The sequence below is a fragment of the Pseudonocardia sp. OZ21 genome (assembly GCF_059359135.1).
The window spans coordinates 131,882-147,572 of sequence record NZ_JCADBN010000011.1; the positions used below are offsets into that span (position 1 = coordinate 131,882).

Consider the following 15,691-nt stretch of genomic DNA (forward strand, 5'->3'; position numbering starts at 1 on the left):
GACGGTACCCGTCGAACGCGTCCCCCGGGGAGCTTCAGCGCACCCTGAATCGTGGACGTGTCGGCGGACGGTCGGCGTCGAGGGTCGACGAACGGACCCCGACGCGCAACCGCGCCTTCTCTCTTGAGTCAGACAGCCGAAAGCTTGCGGCTCTGGATGATCTCGTCGACGATGCCGTACTCCTTGGCCTCTTCGGCCGTGAGGATCTTGTCGCGCTCGATGTCCTCGCGCACCTGCTCGGGGGTACGACCGCTGTGCTTCGCGAGCGTGGTCTCGAGCAGACGCCGCATCCGCGAGATCTCCGCGGCCTGGATCTCGAGGTCCGACACCTGACCGTAGATGCTCTCCACGGCGGGCTGGTGGATCAGGATCCGCGCGTTCTGCACGGCGAGCCTGCGGCCCGGGGTGCCGGCGGCGAGCAGCACGGCCGCTGCCGACGCGGCCTGCCCGAGGCAGACCGTCTGGATGTCGGGCCGGATGAACTGCATCGTGTCGTAGATCGCCATCAGCGACGTGAACGACCCGCCGGGCGAATTGATGTACATGCTGATCTCACGGTCCGGGTCGGCCGACTCCAGGCACAGCAGCTGCGCCATGACGTCGTTGGCCGACGCGTCGTCGATCTGCACGCCGAGGAAGATGATGCGCTCCTCGAACAGCTTGTTGTACGGGTTGGACTCCTTGACCCCGTAGCTGGTGCGCTCGACGAACGACGGCAGGACGTAACGGGACTGTGCGCCCTGGGGCGCGCGGCCCCCGGGCATCTCGAACCTGGTCACCGGGCACTCCCGTTCTCACTGACCGCGTCCGGCAGCTGACCGGCGCGGGAGATCACGTGGTCGACGAATCCGTACTCCAGCGCCTCCTGCGCGGAGAACCACCGGTCGCGGTCGAAGTCGGCGGTGATCTTCTCGACCGGCTGGCCGGTGTGCCCGGCGATCAGCTCGGCCATCTCGCGCTTGTGACGCTTGAACAGCTCGGCCTGGATGGAGATGTCGGACTCCGTGCCGCCCACACCCGCCGACGGCTGGTGCATGAGGATCTGGCAGTGCGGGAGCGCATAACGCTTGCCACGGGCGCCCGCCGAGAGCAGGAACTGCCCCATCGAGGCGGCCAGCCCCATCGCGTAGGTGGCCACGTCGCACTCGATGAACTCCATCGTGTCGAAGATGGCCATACCGGCGGTCACCGAACCACCAGGCGAGTTGATGTACAGCGCGATGTCGGCCGTCGGGTCCTCGGCCGAGAGGAGCAGCATCTGCGCCGCGATCCGGTTGGCGATGTCGTCGTCGACCTGCTGGCCGAGCACGATGATCCGCTGCTGCAACAGCCGCTCGTAGACCGAGTCGGACAACGTCATCGACGCGGGCGCACCCCGTCGCATGTCCGCTCCGTAGGTACGGTCCGCGCTACGCGGGCCGGTGTCCTGTGGGCTCACTTCACCCTGCCTTCTGCTGGTCAGCTCGCGTGTTTGGTCGGGTTCGACCCTACGCGGACGGACGGTCCGCCCGCCGCGTAAAGCCGGGTTGTTCGCTGTAGGCGTGGCGGGGCCGGCTCAGGAGCCGGCGGGGGTCTTGTCCCCCGTGGCCTCCGAGCCGGCCGCGGCGCCGTCGGCCCCGGCCTCGTCGGCCCCGGCCTCGACGGCCGCGTTCTCGTCGGACGGGTTCTCGTCCGCCGAGGTCTCGTCGGCGGCGGCGTCCACCACCTGCGGCGTCTCGTCCTCGTCGTCACCGAGCAGCTCGGAGAGGTCGACGGGCCGACCGGACGCGTCGGTGACGGTGGCCGCCCGCACCACCTGGATCAGCGCCTTGCTGCGCCGCACGTCGGCGTAGATCGCGCCGAGCTGACCGGCCTCCTGGATGCGCTGCACGAACTCCTCGGGCGGCATCTGGTACTGCTGCGCCTGGAAGACGATGCGCTCCGTGAGCTCCTGGTCGTTGACCGAGACCTCCTCGGCGTCGGCCAGCGCGTCGAGCACGAGGCGGGTGCGGACCGACTTCTCCGACTCCTCCTTGGCCTCGGTGTCGAACTCCTCGCGCGTGCGGCCCTGCGACTCGAGGAACTGCGCGAAGCGCTCCTCGTCGTGGTCGAAGCCGTGGACGGCGTCGTGCACGCGGGACTCGACCTCGGCGGCCACCACGCTCTCCGGCAGCGGCACGTCGGTGGCCTCCACCAGCGCGTCGAGCACCTTGTCGCGGGCCTGCGTGACCTGATCCATCCGGCGCACCCGGCCCAGCCGCTCACGCAGGTCGGCGGTGAGCTCCTCCAGCGTGTCGAACTCGCTGGCGAGCTGGGCGAACTCGTCGTCGGCCTCGGGGAGCTGCCGCTCCTTCACCGCGGTGACCGTGACGGTGACCTCGGCGTCCTGGTCGGCGAACTCGCCTGCGACCAGGCGCGAGGTGAACGTGGCGGACTCATCTGCCGACAGTCCCTCGATGGCCTCGTCGATGCCGTCGATCAGACCGCCCTGGCCCACCTGGTAGGAGAACCCGGTGGTGGTGGCCTCCTCCACGGGCTTGCCGTCGACGCTGGCCGACAGGTCGATGAGGACGAAGTCGTCCTTGCCGGCGGCCCGCTCGACGCCGGTGAGCGTGCCGAAGCGCGCCCGCAGGTTCTCCAGCTGCTCGTCGACATCGGCGTCGGTGACCTCGACGTCGTCGACGGACACCGCGACCGAGTCGAGCTCGGGCAGCGTGATCTCCGGCCGGACGTCGACCTCAGCGGTGAACGCGAGCTTGTCGCCGTCGGCGATCTCGGTGACCTCGATGTCCGGACGCCCGATCGGGGTGACCTCGCCGGCGGCGGTGATGGCCTCGGTGTACTTGGCCGGCACGGCGCCGTTGACGACCTCCTCGAGCACCACGCCGCGGCCCAGCCGCGCCTCGATGATTCGGGCGGGCACCTTGCCCGGGCGGAACCCGGGAACCCGGACCTGCTGCGCGATCTTCTTGTAGGCGCGGTCGAAGTCCGGCTTCAGCTCGTCGAACGGCACCTCGACGTTGATCCGGACTCGCGTCGGGCTCAGCCGCTCGACGGTGCTCTTCACGGTGGGGTACTCCTCGGTGCTGGGCAGTGTCGGGACACACGACGCGGACGGTGCGGGCCGCAGGCGAGGTGGGTCCTCAGGCGTACCCGGTCGCAGCGCCGGAGGGCGCGCGGCCGGTCGTTCCCGCGAGTCTAGGCGAGACGGCGCGGCGCACCGCGTCCGGCCACCACAGGCGCTCCCTAGAGCGACGTCGCGGGCCCGGGCACCACGTCGGAGAAGGTGACGTCGACGGCGACCGGCCCGAGCAGCCCCCGGACCACGGCGCCGAGCTCGTCGGCCAGCTGCGGCAGCGGCATGCCGTACCGCGCGACGACGGCCAGCGCCACCGGTTCGCCGTCGATCCCGATCCGCACCCCGAGGATACGGCCGCCGGCCAGGTACGAGGCGACCGTGCCGAACGGGCCGCCGTCGAGGCTCTCGACGGCGGGGTGGGCGAGCACGGCCGCGGCGAGCTGGGCCGGGCCGCCGGACAGGGACATCGCAGCAGGCTACGGCCGCCGTACTAGCGTGTGGTCGGTGGTGGGTACCCGGGGTGGGGCGGGACCGCGCACCGCCGAGCTGGACGAGCCCACGCTGGTGGTGCGCGCCCAGGAGGGCGACGTCCGGTCCTTCGAGATCCTCGCCCGTCGCCACCAGGCGGCGCTCTACCGGCTCGCGGTGCGGGTGCTGGGCGACCCCGGCGAGGCGGAGGACGCCCTCCAGGAGGGGCTGCTCGACGCGTGGCGGCGCATCGGGAGGTTCCGTGGCGACGCGGCCTTCTCCACGTGGATGTACCGCGTGGTCACCAACCGCTGCATGAGCATGCTGCGCAGCAGGCGGCCGGTGCCCGTCGACCGGATCGAGGAGTCGGCTGCCGCGTCCGACTCCCCCGAGCGCCGCGTCGAGCTGGACGCCGGGATGGTCGCGCTCGGCCAGGCACTGCAGGGCCTGCGCGACGAGCTCAGGGTCTGCTGGGTGCTGCGGGAGCTCGAGGGACTGGGGTACACCGACATCGCCCACATCACCGGGGCGAGCGAGGATGCGGTGCGCGGCCGGATCCACCGCGCGCGGGTGCAGCTGGCGGAGGTGATGCGACCGTGGCGGTGAACGGGGGCTCCCCGGTGGACGGCCCGGACGACTCCGTCCCCCGCCTGGGCTGCGGCCGCGATGCGGCGCCGGCCTGGGATCGGGCGGCGTCCGGGACCCCACCTGATGAGCACGAGCGCGACTGCCCGCACTGCGGCGCGGCGTTCGCCGACGCGCGTGGCCTCGACGCGGTGGTGCACCGCATGGCGTCGGAGGAGCTGGAGCCGCCGCCCTCGACGGTGGACCGCGTGATGGCGGCCGTCCTCACCGAGCTCCGCCCGCACGACCTGCTGACGCTGCCGTCGCCGCACGGGCCGGTGGGGTTGAGCCGCCCGGCGGCAGCAGCGGTGCTGCGCCACGTCGTCGACCGGATGGACGGCCTGCGGGCCCGCAGCTGTCGTATCGAGCAGCTCGGCGGGGCGGGAGCGGAGGCACACGCGGCCGACGTGGCCATCACCGTCACCGCGCGGTTCGGGATCGACCTGATGTCGGTCACGGCCAGGGTGCGCCAGATGGTGATCGCGGCGGGTGAGCAGGCACTCGGTGTGCCCGTGCGGCGGGTGGACATCGACGTGGTCGATCTGTTCGGGGTCGATCCGGTCGGGGAGGAACGGCCGTGAGCGAGCAGGACCCTCCCGTGCACCTGCACGTCGGCGACGCGGTGGTGGCCAGGGTGGCGGCCCACCGGGCCCGGCTGGTGCCGGGCGTCGTCGCGCTGCGGCCCGACCTGCACCAGGCCCTGCTCGGGATCGCCAGCACGGTGTTCGGGCAGGACCGCTCACGGCTCCCGGTCGACGGCGTGAGCGTCGCGGTCGACGGCCCGTCCGTCGAGGTGGCCGTCTCCGTCGTCACACGGCTGGGACACAACTGCCGTGACCTCGCCGTGGCGGTGCAGCGGGACGTGGCGGCCGAGGTGCGCGCCTACACGGGACTGGACGTGACGGTGCGGGTGACGGTCGCCGACGTACTGCTCGACTGATCCCGCCCACCCGGCGTCAGCGCCTCCTGGCGTGCAGCACACAGTCCTCGCACAGCCCGCCCCCCGGCACGCGGTAGTACAGGCAGCAGCTGCGGCGCCGGAACGACCAGTACCGGTCGGGACCCACCGGCGGGAGGAGTTCGCCGGCGTCGGCCAGCCGACCTGTGGTGAGCAGCCGCCGCGCCACCCCGGCGGCCCGCTCGGCCGCCTGCGGGCGCTGCATCCCGACCAGCCGTTTCGCCCCCGCCACCGACGAGGCCACGCTCCCCCACAGCACCCGCTCGGAGATCGGCACCTGCGCGCGCACCGCCGCGACGAGCGGCTCCAGGTGCTGCGAGAACAGGACGGCCAGCGCGCCGGCCGCCTCCTCCGGCCCCGGCACGGGCACGGCATCGGGTGCGGGGCACCACAGCGGCCACGGCCCGCCAGCCGACGGCCGCCAGTGCAGTGCCTGCGGCGTCAGCTCCGGCACCACCCCGTGCAGGGCCACCGCACCGAACGGCGCCGAGATCACGAGGGCGGCCAGCCCCTGGAACGCGATCGACGCGGCCACCCTGGCGTCCACCTGATCGGACGCGTCCGTCGGGGTGAGTGCGCGGCGCACATAGGCGATGCGGTCGTGCAGCGGGCGGGGGTCGGTGTAGACATCCAGGAAGGGGCGCCATGACGGGTCGACGCCCTCGGCGGGCTCGGTGGCCACCGCGAAGAACGGGCCGAGTGCGGCGACGTCGGCAAGCACGGCACGCGCGGTCACCATCGCAGCGTGCCGGAACGGCCACGGGTCGTTAACGAGCCAGACACAATACCTGCTGGATGCCCGAAACCCAGCTCCCCGCGCTGGTCACAGTGGTCACTTCAGCTCTTACTGGCGAATCGCCGCATTGCCATGCGACATTAGCGGAAGCGATCCCGCACCCGCTGCCGTGTGCGCTCGCGCGCGTGCGCAAGAGCCGGCCGACGCCCCACGACGGCGCTCGGCCGTCGTGTCGGCTCCCGGGCGACAACCGGGTGACGACGCTGCGCCGCGTAGCCGTCCATGCCAGAACAGGCAGTGAGTCGGACTGGTCCGTTACGTTGTTTTTTCCTACCACCACAGTCGTCCCGATGCATCTGTCGGGCTGCGCACCGAGACGACAGGAGAGGCACTCATGGCTGTGAACCCAGCGGGTACCTCGGCGGGGCTCTACGCCCCCGAGTTCGAGCACGACGCTTGCGGTGTTGCCATGGTCGCCGACCTCGCCGGTCGCCGCGACCACAGCATCGTCCGCAAAGCGCTCACGGCACTGCTGCGGATGGAACATCGGGGTGCGCGAGGCGCCGAGGTCAACACCGGCGACGGCGCAGGCATCCTCATCCAGGTCCCTGACGAGTTCCTCCGCGCGGTCGTCGACTTCGAGCTGCCCCCCGAAGGCACCTACGCCGTGGGCACCGCGTTCCTGCCCGTCGACGCCGAGAAGGCCGAAGCCGCGATCGCGGACATCGACCGGCTGGCCGCCGAGGAGGGCCTGCGGGTTCTCGGCTGGCGCGAGCTGCCCGTCGACCCCGACGCCGCCGACATCGGGCCGAGCGCCCGCGCGGCCATGCCGAGCTTCCGCCAGCTGTTCGTCGCAGGTGTCGAGGAGGGTGCCAACGCCCCCACCGGTATCGCGCTGGAGCGCCGCAGCTACTGCCTGCGCAAGCGCGCCGAGCACACCACGGGCACCTACTTCCCCAGCCTGTCCCCGCGCACCATCGTCTACAAGGGGATGCTGGCCGAGCCTCAGGTCGAGGCGTTCTACCCCGATCTCTCCGACGAGCGCGTCACCAGCGCGGTGGCCGTCGTCCACTCCCGGTTCTCCACCAACACGTTCCCGGCATGGCCGCTCGCGCACCCGTACCGGTACGTGGCGCACAACGGTGAGATCAACACGCTGCGCGGCAACCGCAACTGGATGGCCGCCCGCGAGGCGCTGCTGGAGTCCGACCTGATCCCGGGCGACCTCGCCCGGCTCTCCCCGATCGTCACCCCGGACGCCAGCGACTCGGCCACGTTCGACGAGGTGCTGGAGCTGCTGCACCTGGGCGGCCGCAGCCTGCCGCACGCGGTGCTGATGATGATCCCCGAGGCGTGGGAGAACCACGACGAGATGGACCCGGCCCGCCGGGCCTTCTACGAGTTCCACTCCACGCTGATGGAGCCGTGGGACGGTCCCGCGCTCGTCGCGTTCACCGACGGCACGCAGATCGGTGCCGTCCTCGACCGCAACGGCCTGCGGCCCGCCCGCTACTGGGTCACCGAGGACGGCACCGTCGTGCTGGCCTCCGAGGTCGGTGTGCTCGACGTCGAGCCGTCGGCCGTGGTGCGCAAGGGTCGCCTGGAGCCGGGCCGGATGTTCCTCGTCGACACCGAGGCGGGCCGGATCGTCGACGACGCCGAGATCAAGGGCGCGCTGGCGGCCGAGCACCCCTACGCCGACTGGCTGCACGCCGGGCTGATCCGGCTCGAGGACCTCTCCCCACGGGAGCGGGAGACGCCCAGCCACACCGCCCTGACGCTGCGTCAGCAGTCCTTCGGCTACACCGAGGAGGAGCTCAACATCCTCCTCAAGCCGATGGCGAGCTCGGGTGCCGAGCCGATCGGCTCGATGGGCAACGACGCGCCCCTCGCCCCGTTCTCGGAGCGCCCGCGACAGCTCTTCGACTACTTCACACAGCTGTTCGCCCAGGTCACCAACCCGCCGCTGGACGCGATCCGCGAAGAGCTCGTGACGTCGCTGCGGTCGCTGCTCGGCCCGGAGCAGAACCTGCTCGACGCCGGGCCCGCCAACTGCCGCACGGTGGTACTGCCGTTCCCCGTGCTGGGCAACGACGACCTGGCCAAGATCATCCACATCAACGACGACGGCGACTTCCCCGGGTTCGCCTCGCACACGGTGCGCGGCCTGTTCCCCGCCGCCGACGGCGGCAAGGGGCTGCGCGACCGGCTCGACGAGATCCGGGCCGAGGTGTCCGGGGCCATCGCCGACGGCGCCCGGCTCATCGTGCTGTCCAGCCGCGGCGTCGACGCGGAGTGGGCCCCGATCCCGTCGCTGCTGCTCACGGGCGCGGTGCACCACCACCTCGTCCGCGAGCGCACCCGCACCCGGGTGGGCCTGATCGTCGAGTCCGGCGACGCCCGCGAGGTCCACCACATCGCGCTGCTCATCGGCTACGGGGCCGCGGCGGTCAACCCGTACCTGGCGATGGCCACGGTCGAGGACCTCGCCAACCGCGGCGACATCCCCGGCGTCGACGCCCCCACGGCGGCGAAGAACCTGGTCAAGGCACTGGGCAAGGGCGTCCGCAAGACGATGTCCAAGATGGGCGTCTCCACGGTGGCGTCCTACACCGGCGCGCAGATCTTCGAGGCCGTCGGGCTCGGCAAGGACGTGATCGACGCCTGCTTCCGCGGCACCACCTCCCGGCTCGGTGGCGTCGGCTTCGACGTGCTGGCCGAGGAGGTTCTCGAGCAGCACCGCCGGGCCTTCCCCGCCGACGGCGTGCGCCGCACGCACAAGGCGCTCGAGACCGGTGGCGAGTACCAGTGGCGCCGCGAGGGTGAGCTGCACCTGTTCAACCCGCAGACGGTGTTCAAGCTGCAGCACTCCACCCGCTCGGGCCGCTACGAGATCTTCAAGGAGTACACCCGCCAGGTCGACGAGCAGGCCGGCAGGCTCATGACGCTGCGCGGGCTCTTCCGGTTCAAGGAGGGTGTACGCCCGCCGGTACCGATCGACGAGGTCGAGCCGGTCGAGGAGATCGTCAAGCGGTTCGGCACCGGCGCCATCTCCTACGGGTCCATCTCGCAGGAGATGCACGAGACGCTCGCCATCGCCATGAACCGGCTCGGCGGCCGCTCCAACACCGGTGAGGGCGGCGAGAACCCCGCCCGCTTCACACCCGACGCCAACGGCGACAGCAGGCGCAGCGCCGTGAAGCAGGTGGCGTCCGGCCGCTTCGGGGTCACGAGCGAGTACCTGGTCAACGCCGACGACATCCAGATCAAGATCGCGCAGGGCGCCAAGCCCGGCGAGGGTGGTCAGCTGCCCGGCAGCAAGGTCTACCCGTGGATCGCCGAGACGCGGTACTCCACACCCGGCGTCGGGCTGATCTCCCCGCCGCCGCACCACGATATCTACTCGATCGAGGACATCAAGCAGCTCATCCACGACCTGAAGAACGCGAACCCGCGGGCCCGCATCCACGTGAAGCTGGTCAGCCAGGTCGGTGTCGGCACGGTCGCGGCGGGCGTGGCGAAGGCCTACTCCGACGTCGTGCTCATCTCGGGGCACGACGGTGGCACCGGGGCCTCGCCGCTGTCGTCGATCAAGCACGCCGGTGGTCCGTGGGAGCTCGGCCTGGCCGAGACCCAGCAGACGCTGCTGGCCAACGGCCTGCGCGACCGCATCGTGGTGCAGACCGACGGGCAGCTCAAGACCGGCCGTGACGTCGTCATCGCCGCGCTGCTCGGCGCGGAGGAGTTCGGCTTCGCCACCGCGCCGCTCGTGGTCTCGGGCTGCATCATGATGCGGGTCTGTCACCTCGACACCTGTCCGGTCGGTGTCGCCACCCAGAACCCCGAGCTGCGCAAGCGCTTCGACGGGCGTCCGGAGTACGTCGTCAACTTCATGCGCTTCATCGCGCAGGAGGTGCGCGAGAACCTGGCGCAGCTCGGCTTCCGGTCCGTCGCCGAGGCCGTCGGGCACGCGGAGGTGCTCGACACCGACGACGCCGTTCGGCACTGGAAGACCGAGGGGCTCGACCTCTCGCCGGTGTTCCACACCCCCGAACTGCCGGCCGGTGCCGCGCGGCACCGCACCAAGGAGCAGGACCACGGCCTGGACAAGGCGCTCGACAACACGCTGATCCAGCTGTGCGAGGGCGCGCTGTCGCTGGGCGACAAGGTCCACCTCGACCTGCCCGTACGCAACGTCAACCGCACCGTCGGCACGATGCTCGGCTACGAGGTCACGAAGAGGTGGGGCGGCGAAGGGCTGCCCGACGGCACCATCGACATCACGCTCACCGGCTCGGCCGGGCAGAGCTTCGGGGCGTTCGTGCCGCGGGGGGTCACCCTGCGCCTGGTCGGTGACTCCAACGACTACTTCGGCAAGGGACTGTCGGGCGGGCGGCTCACGCTGCGGCCCGACCCGGAGGCGCCGTTCCCGGCCGAGGACAACATCATCGCCGGCAACGTCATCGGATACGGGGCCACGTCGGGCGAGATGTTCATCCGCGGCGTCGTCGGCGAGCGGTTCTGCGTGCGCAACTCCGGTGCGCTGGCCGTCGTCGAGGGCGTGGGCGACCACGGCTGCGAGTACATGACCGGCGGTCGTGTCGTGGTGCTGGGCGGTATCGGGCGCAACTTCGCGGCCGGCATGTCCGGCGGCGTCGCCTACGTGCTCGACCTGCCGGAACACCGCGTCAACCCCGAGATGGTGGATCTCGACCCGCTCGACGAGGGCGACCGCGAGTTCCTGCGCGACGCCGTGGAGCGGCACCACGCCGAGACCGGCTCGGCGGTGGCACGGGCGCTGCTCACCGACTGGGACGACGCCCTTCCCCGCTTCGGGAAGGTCATGCCCAGGGACTACAAGCGGGTGCTGCAGGCCCGCGAGGCGGCCGAGCGTGACGGTCGCGATGTCAACGCCGCGATCATGGAGGCCGCACATGGCTGACCCGAAGGGTTTCCTGAAGGTCCCCCGGGAGATCCCCACCCGTCGCCCCGTCGACCTACGCCTGATGGACTGGCGGGAGGTCTACGAGGAGTTCCCGGACGACCAGCTGGAGCGCCAGGCCAGCCGCTGTATGGACTGCGGCATCCCGTTCTGCCACCAGGGGTGCCCGCTGGGCAACCTCATCCCGGAGTGGAACAACCTCGTCTACCGCAGCGACTGGCGCGAGGCCGTCGAGCGGCTGCACGCCACGAACAACTTCCCGGAGTTCACCGGCACGCTGTGCCCGGCGCCGTGCGAGTCGGCCTGCGTGCTGGCGATCAACAGTGACGCGGTCACGATCAAGCAGATCGAGCTGCAGATCATCGACCACGCGTGGCGCGAGGGATGGGTGCCTCCGCAGGTGCCCGAGGTGCGCACCGGCAGGCGGGTCGCGGTCGTCGGTTCCGGACCGGCCGGGCTGGCCGCCGCTCAGCAGCTCACCCGCGTCGGCCACGACGTGGTGGTCTTCGAGCGGTCCGACCGCATCGGCGGCCTGCTCCGCTACGGCATCCCCGAGTTCAAGATGGAGAAGCACCGGCTCGACCGGCGGCTCGACCAGATGCGCGCCGAGGGCACCGAGTTCCGCACGTCGGTCGACGTCGGCGTGGACGTCACCGTCGAGGAGCTGCGGTCCGACTTCGACGCCGTGGTGCTCGCGGGCGGGGCCACGGCGTGGCGCGACATCCCGGTGCCGGGGCGCGAGGTCGAGGGCGTCTACCAGGCGATGGAGTTCCTGCCGTGGGCCAACCACGTGCAGCAGGGCGACATCGACGCGCCCCCGGTCACGGCCGAGGGCAAGCACGTGGTGATCATCGGTGGCGGCGACACCGGCTCCGACTGCCTCGGCACCTCGCACCGTCAGGGCGCCGCGTCGGTCACGCAGCTGGAGATCATGCCGACGCCGCCGGAGCACCGCAGCGACAACATGCCGTGGCCCACCTACCCGATGGTCTACCGCGTGTCGTCCGCCCACGAGGAGGGCGGCGACCGGCTGTACTCGGTGAACACCACCGAGTTCGTCGCCGACGAGGACGGGAAGCTCGCGGCACTGCGCCTGGTCGAGGTCACCCGCGACGAGAACGGGCGGTTCGTCCCCGTGGAGGGCACCGAGCGGGAGCTCCCGTCCCAGCTCGTGCTGCTCGCCATGGGCTTCGTCGGCCCGGAGAAGGGCAAGCTGCTCTCCGACCTCGGCGTGGAGCTCGACGAGCGTGGCAACGTCGCACGTGACGCGGAGTTCATGACGAGCGTCGAGGGTGTCTTCTCGGCGGGCGACATGGGCCGGGGTCAGTCGCTCATCGTGTGGGCGATCGCCGAGGGCCGCGCCGCCGCGGCCGGGGTGGACGCGTTCCTGACGGGCCGCGCCGTCCTCCCCCGCCCCATCGCCCCGACGGACCGCCCCCTCACATAACACCCGGTGCGCACTTCGGAGCCGTAGTGCTGTCAGAACAGACCCCTGACAGCACTACGGCTCCTACGCGCGCTGTGCGGGCGTCAGCGGGGGCGGAAGAACTGTGACGCCGTCGGGCGGAACAGGAGCGTCAGCGCCACCAGCACCGCGGCGATGTGCACCACGCGCAGTGCCGTGATCAGCAGCGTCGGGCCGTCGGCCGTGGCCAGGAACGCGGTGGGTGAGCCGCCGGCCAGCAGCCACGTCGCCGGTTCGACCACCAGCGAGAGCGTGCCGATCCCGCCGAGCAGCACCGCGACCGCCCACCGGACGGCGCCGCGGCCGGTGAGCAGGGCCAGCACGAGCACGGCGAGTGCGGTGTAGATCGCGAACCGGGCCCACAGCTGCGCCGGCGTGGGCGGCTCCGGCAGCAGCAGCCGGACCAGGACCTCGGCCACTCCGGCGCTGATGGCGCTGAGCCACAGCAGCACCGAGAGCCGGACCGTTGCGGGGACGTGGACGGGGGGTCCGGTGCGGGCGGGCGCAGCGGTCACGGGTACCTCCTCGGTGGACGTGCCACCGAGTGTTCGCCGCCTGCCGCGACGAGTCGGGCCGGTGCGCCCCCTGATCGGGGCGGGGGGTCCCCCCCGTGCCCGGCGTCCCGGCCCAGTTGCAGCAAAGCCACTTTCACGCAACGAGATTGCATGAAAGTGGCTTTGCTGCAAGGTCGGGCGGAGTGCCGCGGCCCCCTCAGTCCACCGCTTCCTGGCCTTCGCGCAACCGCTGCGCGCCCGCACCGCCGTAGCGGTCGAGGACGCGCTGCCGCATGGTCGGGTCGGCGCGCGGCACCGGTTCGAGGAAGATCTCCTGGAGGTCGGGGAAGCGGCCGTGCAGCTCGACGTCGATCTCGACACACGCCCGCTCCAGTGCGGCCACGTCGAGCGAGTCGGCGAAGTCGAGCCGTGCGCAGAGCAGCACCTGGTCGGTGCCCACGGTCATCGTGAGCAGGTCGACGACCGCGTCGACCTCGGGCCGGGCGGCGAGCGCGTCGCGCAACGCGTAGACGGTGCGGCGGTCGGCCTGGCGCCCGATCAGCAGCCCGGCGTTGGTCCGTCCCAGGATGAACGCCACCCCGGTGAGCAGCAGGCCGATGAGCACCGACGCCAGCCCGTCCCAGAACCCGGAGCCGGTGAGCTGGTGCAGTCCCACGCCGCCGAAGGCGAGCAGGAGACCGATGAGCGCCGCGCTGTCCTCGAAGAACACGCTCTTCACGGTCGGGTCGTCGGTGTTGCGGAGCCACGCGCGGAAGCCGACGTCCTCGGCGGCGGCCTCGTTGCGCACCTGGCGCACCGCCTGCAGCCAGGAGGCCCCCTCGAGCAGGAACGACACACCGAGCACCGCGTAGGCCACCCACGCCAGGGTCTGCTCGGCATCGCTGCCGAGCATCGCGCGGATCCCTTCGATGAACGCGAACACGGCTCCGGAGACGAAGATGCTCACCGCCGCGATCAGCGCCCAGAAGAAGCGGGCCTTGCCGTAGCCGAAGGGATGGCGCTGGTCGGGCCGGCGGGCCGACTGGCGAAGCGCGGTGAGCAACAGCAGCTCGGTGGCGGTGTCCGCGATGCTGTGCGCGGCCTCCGCGAGCATCGCCGCCGACCCGGTGAGCAACCCCGCCACCAGTTTCAGCACCGCGATCAGAGCGTTCGCCGCGGTTGCCACCAGGACGGTGAACGTGCTCTCGCCTCCGCTGCCTTGCGGCTTCTCCTCGGGCGCCTCCGGTGATTTCTCGTCCTGCACGGGCCGAGGCTAGGCGTCCGCGTGGCCCGTTGCTCACCCGCATGTGACCGGTGGCCGGCATGGTGCCCTTCGCCACAGCGCCCCTGCCGGCATCCAGCGCCGGACCACCGAACGCCGGACCCGGTCTACCGTCGTGGGCGAGCGAGAGCGTCGCGCCGGCCGCACGACAGCTCCGCGCATACCGTCCCGAGTGAGGAGTGCCCCGTGACCGATCCGCAGACCCTCCCGGACGACCTGCCGCGCCCCGTTGACGACGGTGCCGCCGACCACCTGCCCGGCACTTCGATGCCGGCGGTCGCGCTGCCCACCACCGGCGGCGACACGCTCGACCTCGGCGCGCTCGGTGCCGGCCGCACCGTCCTGTACATCTATCCGCTCACCGGCAGGCCCGGCGCCGACCTGCCCACCGGATGGGACGAGATCCCGGGAGCCCGTGGCTGCACTCCTGAGACCTGCGGGTTCCGCGACCACTACCAGGATCTCCGGGCGGCCGGAGCGCGCGCCGTCTACGGCCTGTCCAGCCAGGACACCGACTACCAGCGCGAGGTCGTCGAACGTCTCGGGCTGCCGTTCGCGATGGTGTCGGACGAGAGTCTCCGGCTGGCCGCCGCGCTGGGCCTGCCGACGTTCGAGGCCGACGGGATGACGCTCTACCGGCGCATCACCCTGGTCGTGCGCGACGGGACGATCGAGCACGTCTTCTACCCGGTGTTCCCGCCCGGGGAGCACGCCGAGCAGGTGCTCGGCTGGCTCCGTGCGAACGGCAGCTGAGGACCGGGGTCACTTCCCCGCGAGCTGCTCCACCACCGGCGCGAGCTGCTCGGAGAACGCGCCGTTGACGCTGATGTAGGAGACGCCGAAGGCGTCGCGGCGCCGCTGCAGCTCGTCGGCCATCTCCGCGGTGCTGCCGCGGAGCATCACCAGCGAGTCGTGCTCGATCAGCGTGGCGGCGTCCGCGCCGATGAAGCTCTGGATCCACGGCGGCACCTCGGTGCCCACGACGAACAGGTTCGTCGCGAGCTCGATGTCGTCCGCCCGGTCGCCCGCGGCGGTCCGTAGGGTCCGCACCAGGCCTGCCACGTCGTCCCGGGAGGCGAGCGGCGCAGCGGCGAGGGTGACGATGTCGGCCTTCTCCGCGGCGACGGCGAGCGCCTTGGGGCCGCCTGCGGCCACCAGCACGGGGGTGCGGCGGTCGGTGCCGTCGAGCTCACGCAGGTGGTCGATGCTGTCGGCCACCTGCTGGAGCCGCTCCGCGGCCGTGCCGAACGGGACGCCGAGGCTCTCCGTGAACTCCCGTACGGCCGGGCGACCGGTACCGACGCCGAACTCGAACCGGCCACCGGTGAGTACCGAGAGGCTGTGGCCCTCCCAGGCAGCCGTTCTGGGCGGGCGCAGGGGGCTCGCCAGCACGAAGGTGCCGACGCGGAGTGACGTGGTGGCGCTCGCCGCCACGGCGAGCGAGGGGAACGGTGCCAGCAGCTGCAGGCCGTCAGGCATCAGGAGGGACGAGTAGCCGAGCTCCTCGGCGCGCCGCGCGGAGGCGATCCATTCGTCCGGACCGCCGGTGGGCGTGGCCACGACCCCGAACCGGAACGCTCTGTCGATCATCTTTCCCTCCAGTCCAAGAGATCATTACAAGGTTGAATGATTTACATGTCGGAACGATTTGTCAACTGGTACGG

Annotated in this window: 14 protein-coding genes; 6 read left to right on the top strand and 8 right to left on the bottom strand. The window is 71.5% G+C overall.

Annotation, left to right across the window (positions count from 1 at the left end; genetic code table 11):
- Positions 1-128 precede the first annotated feature (128 nt).
- From AC5L35_RS24455 to AC5L35_RS24470, 4 genes are all read right to left on the bottom strand, one after another.
- On the bottom strand, positions 129-764 hold the full coding sequence (locus AC5L35_RS24455; RefSeq protein ID WP_495062157.1) for an ATP-dependent Clp protease proteolytic subunit: 636 nt from the start codon (positions 762-764) through the stop codon (positions 129-131).
- A gap of 11 nt (positions 765-775) precedes the next feature.
- On the bottom strand, positions 776-1,384 hold the full coding sequence (locus tag AC5L35_RS24460; protein WP_169397157.1) for an ATP-dependent Clp protease proteolytic subunit: 609 nt from the start codon (positions 1,382-1,384) through the stop codon (positions 776-778).
- Positions 1,385-1,555: 171 nt separating this feature from the next.
- Positions 1,556-3,046, bottom strand: a complete 1,491-nt coding sequence (gene tig, locus AC5L35_RS24465; RefSeq protein WP_495062024.1) for a trigger factor — start codon at positions 3,044-3,046, stop codon at positions 1,556-1,558.
- 179 nt (positions 3,047-3,225) lie between these two features.
- Complete coding sequence (locus AC5L35_RS24470) at positions 3,226-3,525, bottom strand: hypothetical protein (protein ID WP_495062025.1); 300 nt, start codon at positions 3,523-3,525, stop codon at positions 3,226-3,228.
- Between the two features lie 37 nt (positions 3,526-3,562).
- On the opposite strand from AC5L35_RS24470, the gene AC5L35_RS24475 reads away from it, so the two are divergent.
- Genes AC5L35_RS24475 through AC5L35_RS24485 form a run of 3 tightly spaced genes read left to right on the top strand, consistent with a single transcriptional unit; the run spans position 3,563 to position 5,090 of the window.
- The gene (locus AC5L35_RS24475; RefSeq protein ID WP_495062026.1) at positions 3,563-4,132 is read left to right on the top strand and encodes an RNA polymerase sigma factor; all 570 of its coding nucleotides are present in this window, start codon (positions 3,563-3,565) and stop codon (positions 4,130-4,132) included.
- Positions 4,123-4,731: an Asp23/Gls24 family envelope stress response protein gene (locus tag AC5L35_RS24480; RefSeq protein ID WP_495062027.1), complete on the top strand. Its 609-nt coding sequence runs from the start codon at positions 4,123-4,125 to the stop codon at positions 4,729-4,731. The genes AC5L35_RS24475 and AC5L35_RS24480 overlap by 10 nt, the downstream gene beginning before the upstream one ends.
- Positions 4,728-5,090, top strand: a complete 363-nt coding sequence (locus AC5L35_RS24485; protein ID WP_495062028.1) for an Asp23/Gls24 family envelope stress response protein — start codon at positions 4,728-4,730, stop codon at positions 5,088-5,090. The genes AC5L35_RS24480 and AC5L35_RS24485 overlap by 4 nt, the downstream gene beginning before the upstream one ends.
- A 16-nt stretch (positions 5,091-5,106) precedes the next feature.
- Here the strand turns inward: AC5L35_RS24485 and AC5L35_RS24490 are convergent, their stop codons facing one another.
- Entirely contained in the window at positions 5,107-5,844 is a 738-nt protein-coding gene (locus tag AC5L35_RS24490) for a (2Fe-2S)-binding protein (protein ID WP_495062029.1), read from the bottom strand.
- 394 nt (positions 5,845-6,238) lie between these two features.
- Between AC5L35_RS24490 and gltB the strand changes: the two genes are divergently transcribed.
- Both gltB and AC5L35_RS24500 read left to right on the top strand, forming a co-directional pair.
- A complete protein-coding gene (gene gltB / locus AC5L35_RS24495; RefSeq protein WP_495062030.1) occupies positions 6,239-10,786 on the top strand; it encodes a glutamate synthase large subunit in 4,548 nt (1,515 codons plus the stop codon).
- A complete protein-coding gene (locus AC5L35_RS24500) occupies positions 10,779-12,233 on the top strand; it encodes a glutamate synthase subunit beta (RefSeq protein ID WP_495062031.1) in 1,455 nt (484 codons plus the stop codon). The genes gltB and AC5L35_RS24500 overlap by 8 nt, the downstream gene beginning before the upstream one ends.
- A gap of 83 nt (positions 12,234-12,316) precedes the next feature.
- Here the strand turns inward: AC5L35_RS24500 and AC5L35_RS24505 are convergent, their stop codons facing one another.
- Positions 12,317-12,766 carry a hypothetical protein gene (locus AC5L35_RS24505; RefSeq protein WP_495062032.1) on the bottom strand — a complete coding sequence of 150 codons (450 nt, stop codon included), beginning with the start codon at positions 12,764-12,766 and terminating at the stop codon, positions 12,317-12,319.
- Positions 12,767-12,962: 196 nt separating this feature from the next.
- Positions 12,963-14,009: a cation diffusion facilitator family transporter gene (locus tag AC5L35_RS24510; protein WP_495062033.1), complete on the bottom strand. Its 1,047-nt coding sequence runs from the start codon at positions 14,007-14,009 to the stop codon at positions 12,963-12,965.
- Positions 14,010-14,213: 204 nt separating this feature from the next.
- On the opposite strand from AC5L35_RS24510, the gene AC5L35_RS24515 reads away from it, so the two are divergent.
- Positions 14,214-14,780, top strand: a complete 567-nt coding sequence (locus AC5L35_RS24515) for a peroxiredoxin (RefSeq protein ID WP_495062034.1) — start codon at positions 14,214-14,216, stop codon at positions 14,778-14,780.
- Between the two features lie 9 nt (positions 14,781-14,789).
- Here the strand turns inward: AC5L35_RS24515 and AC5L35_RS24520 are convergent, their stop codons facing one another.
- Positions 14,790-15,617 (bottom strand): LLM class flavin-dependent oxidoreductase, encoded by an 828-nt coding sequence (locus AC5L35_RS24520; RefSeq protein ID WP_495062035.1) that lies wholly within the window; start codon positions 15,615-15,617, stop codon positions 14,790-14,792.
- Positions 15,618-15,691 lie beyond the last annotated feature (74 nt).

Excerpts from the sequence above, each read along its gene's own strand:
- AC5L35_RS24460 (WP_169397157.1), bottom strand. The coding sequence starts at position 1,384 with ATGCGACGGGGTGCGCCCGCGTCGATGACGTTGTCCGACTCGGTCTAC.
- AC5L35_RS24500 (WP_495062031.1), top strand. The coding sequence starts at position 10,779 with ATGGCTGACCCGAAGGGTTTCCTGAAGGTCCCCCGGGAGATCCCCACC.
- AC5L35_RS24470 (WP_495062025.1), bottom strand. The coding sequence starts at position 3,525 with ATGTCCCTGTCCGGCGGCCCGGCCCAGCTCGCCGCGGCCGTGCTCGCC.
- AC5L35_RS24455 (WP_495062157.1), bottom strand. The coding sequence starts at position 764 with ATGCCCGGGGGCCGCGCGCCCCAGGGCGCACAGTCCCGTTACGTCCTG.
- gltB (WP_495062030.1), top strand. The coding sequence starts at position 6,239 with ATGGCTGTGAACCCAGCGGGTACCTCGGCGGGGCTCTACGCCCCCGAG.
- AC5L35_RS24520 (WP_495062035.1), bottom strand. The coding sequence starts at position 15,617 with ATGATCGACAGAGCGTTCCGGTTCGGGGTCGTGGCCACGCCCACCGGC.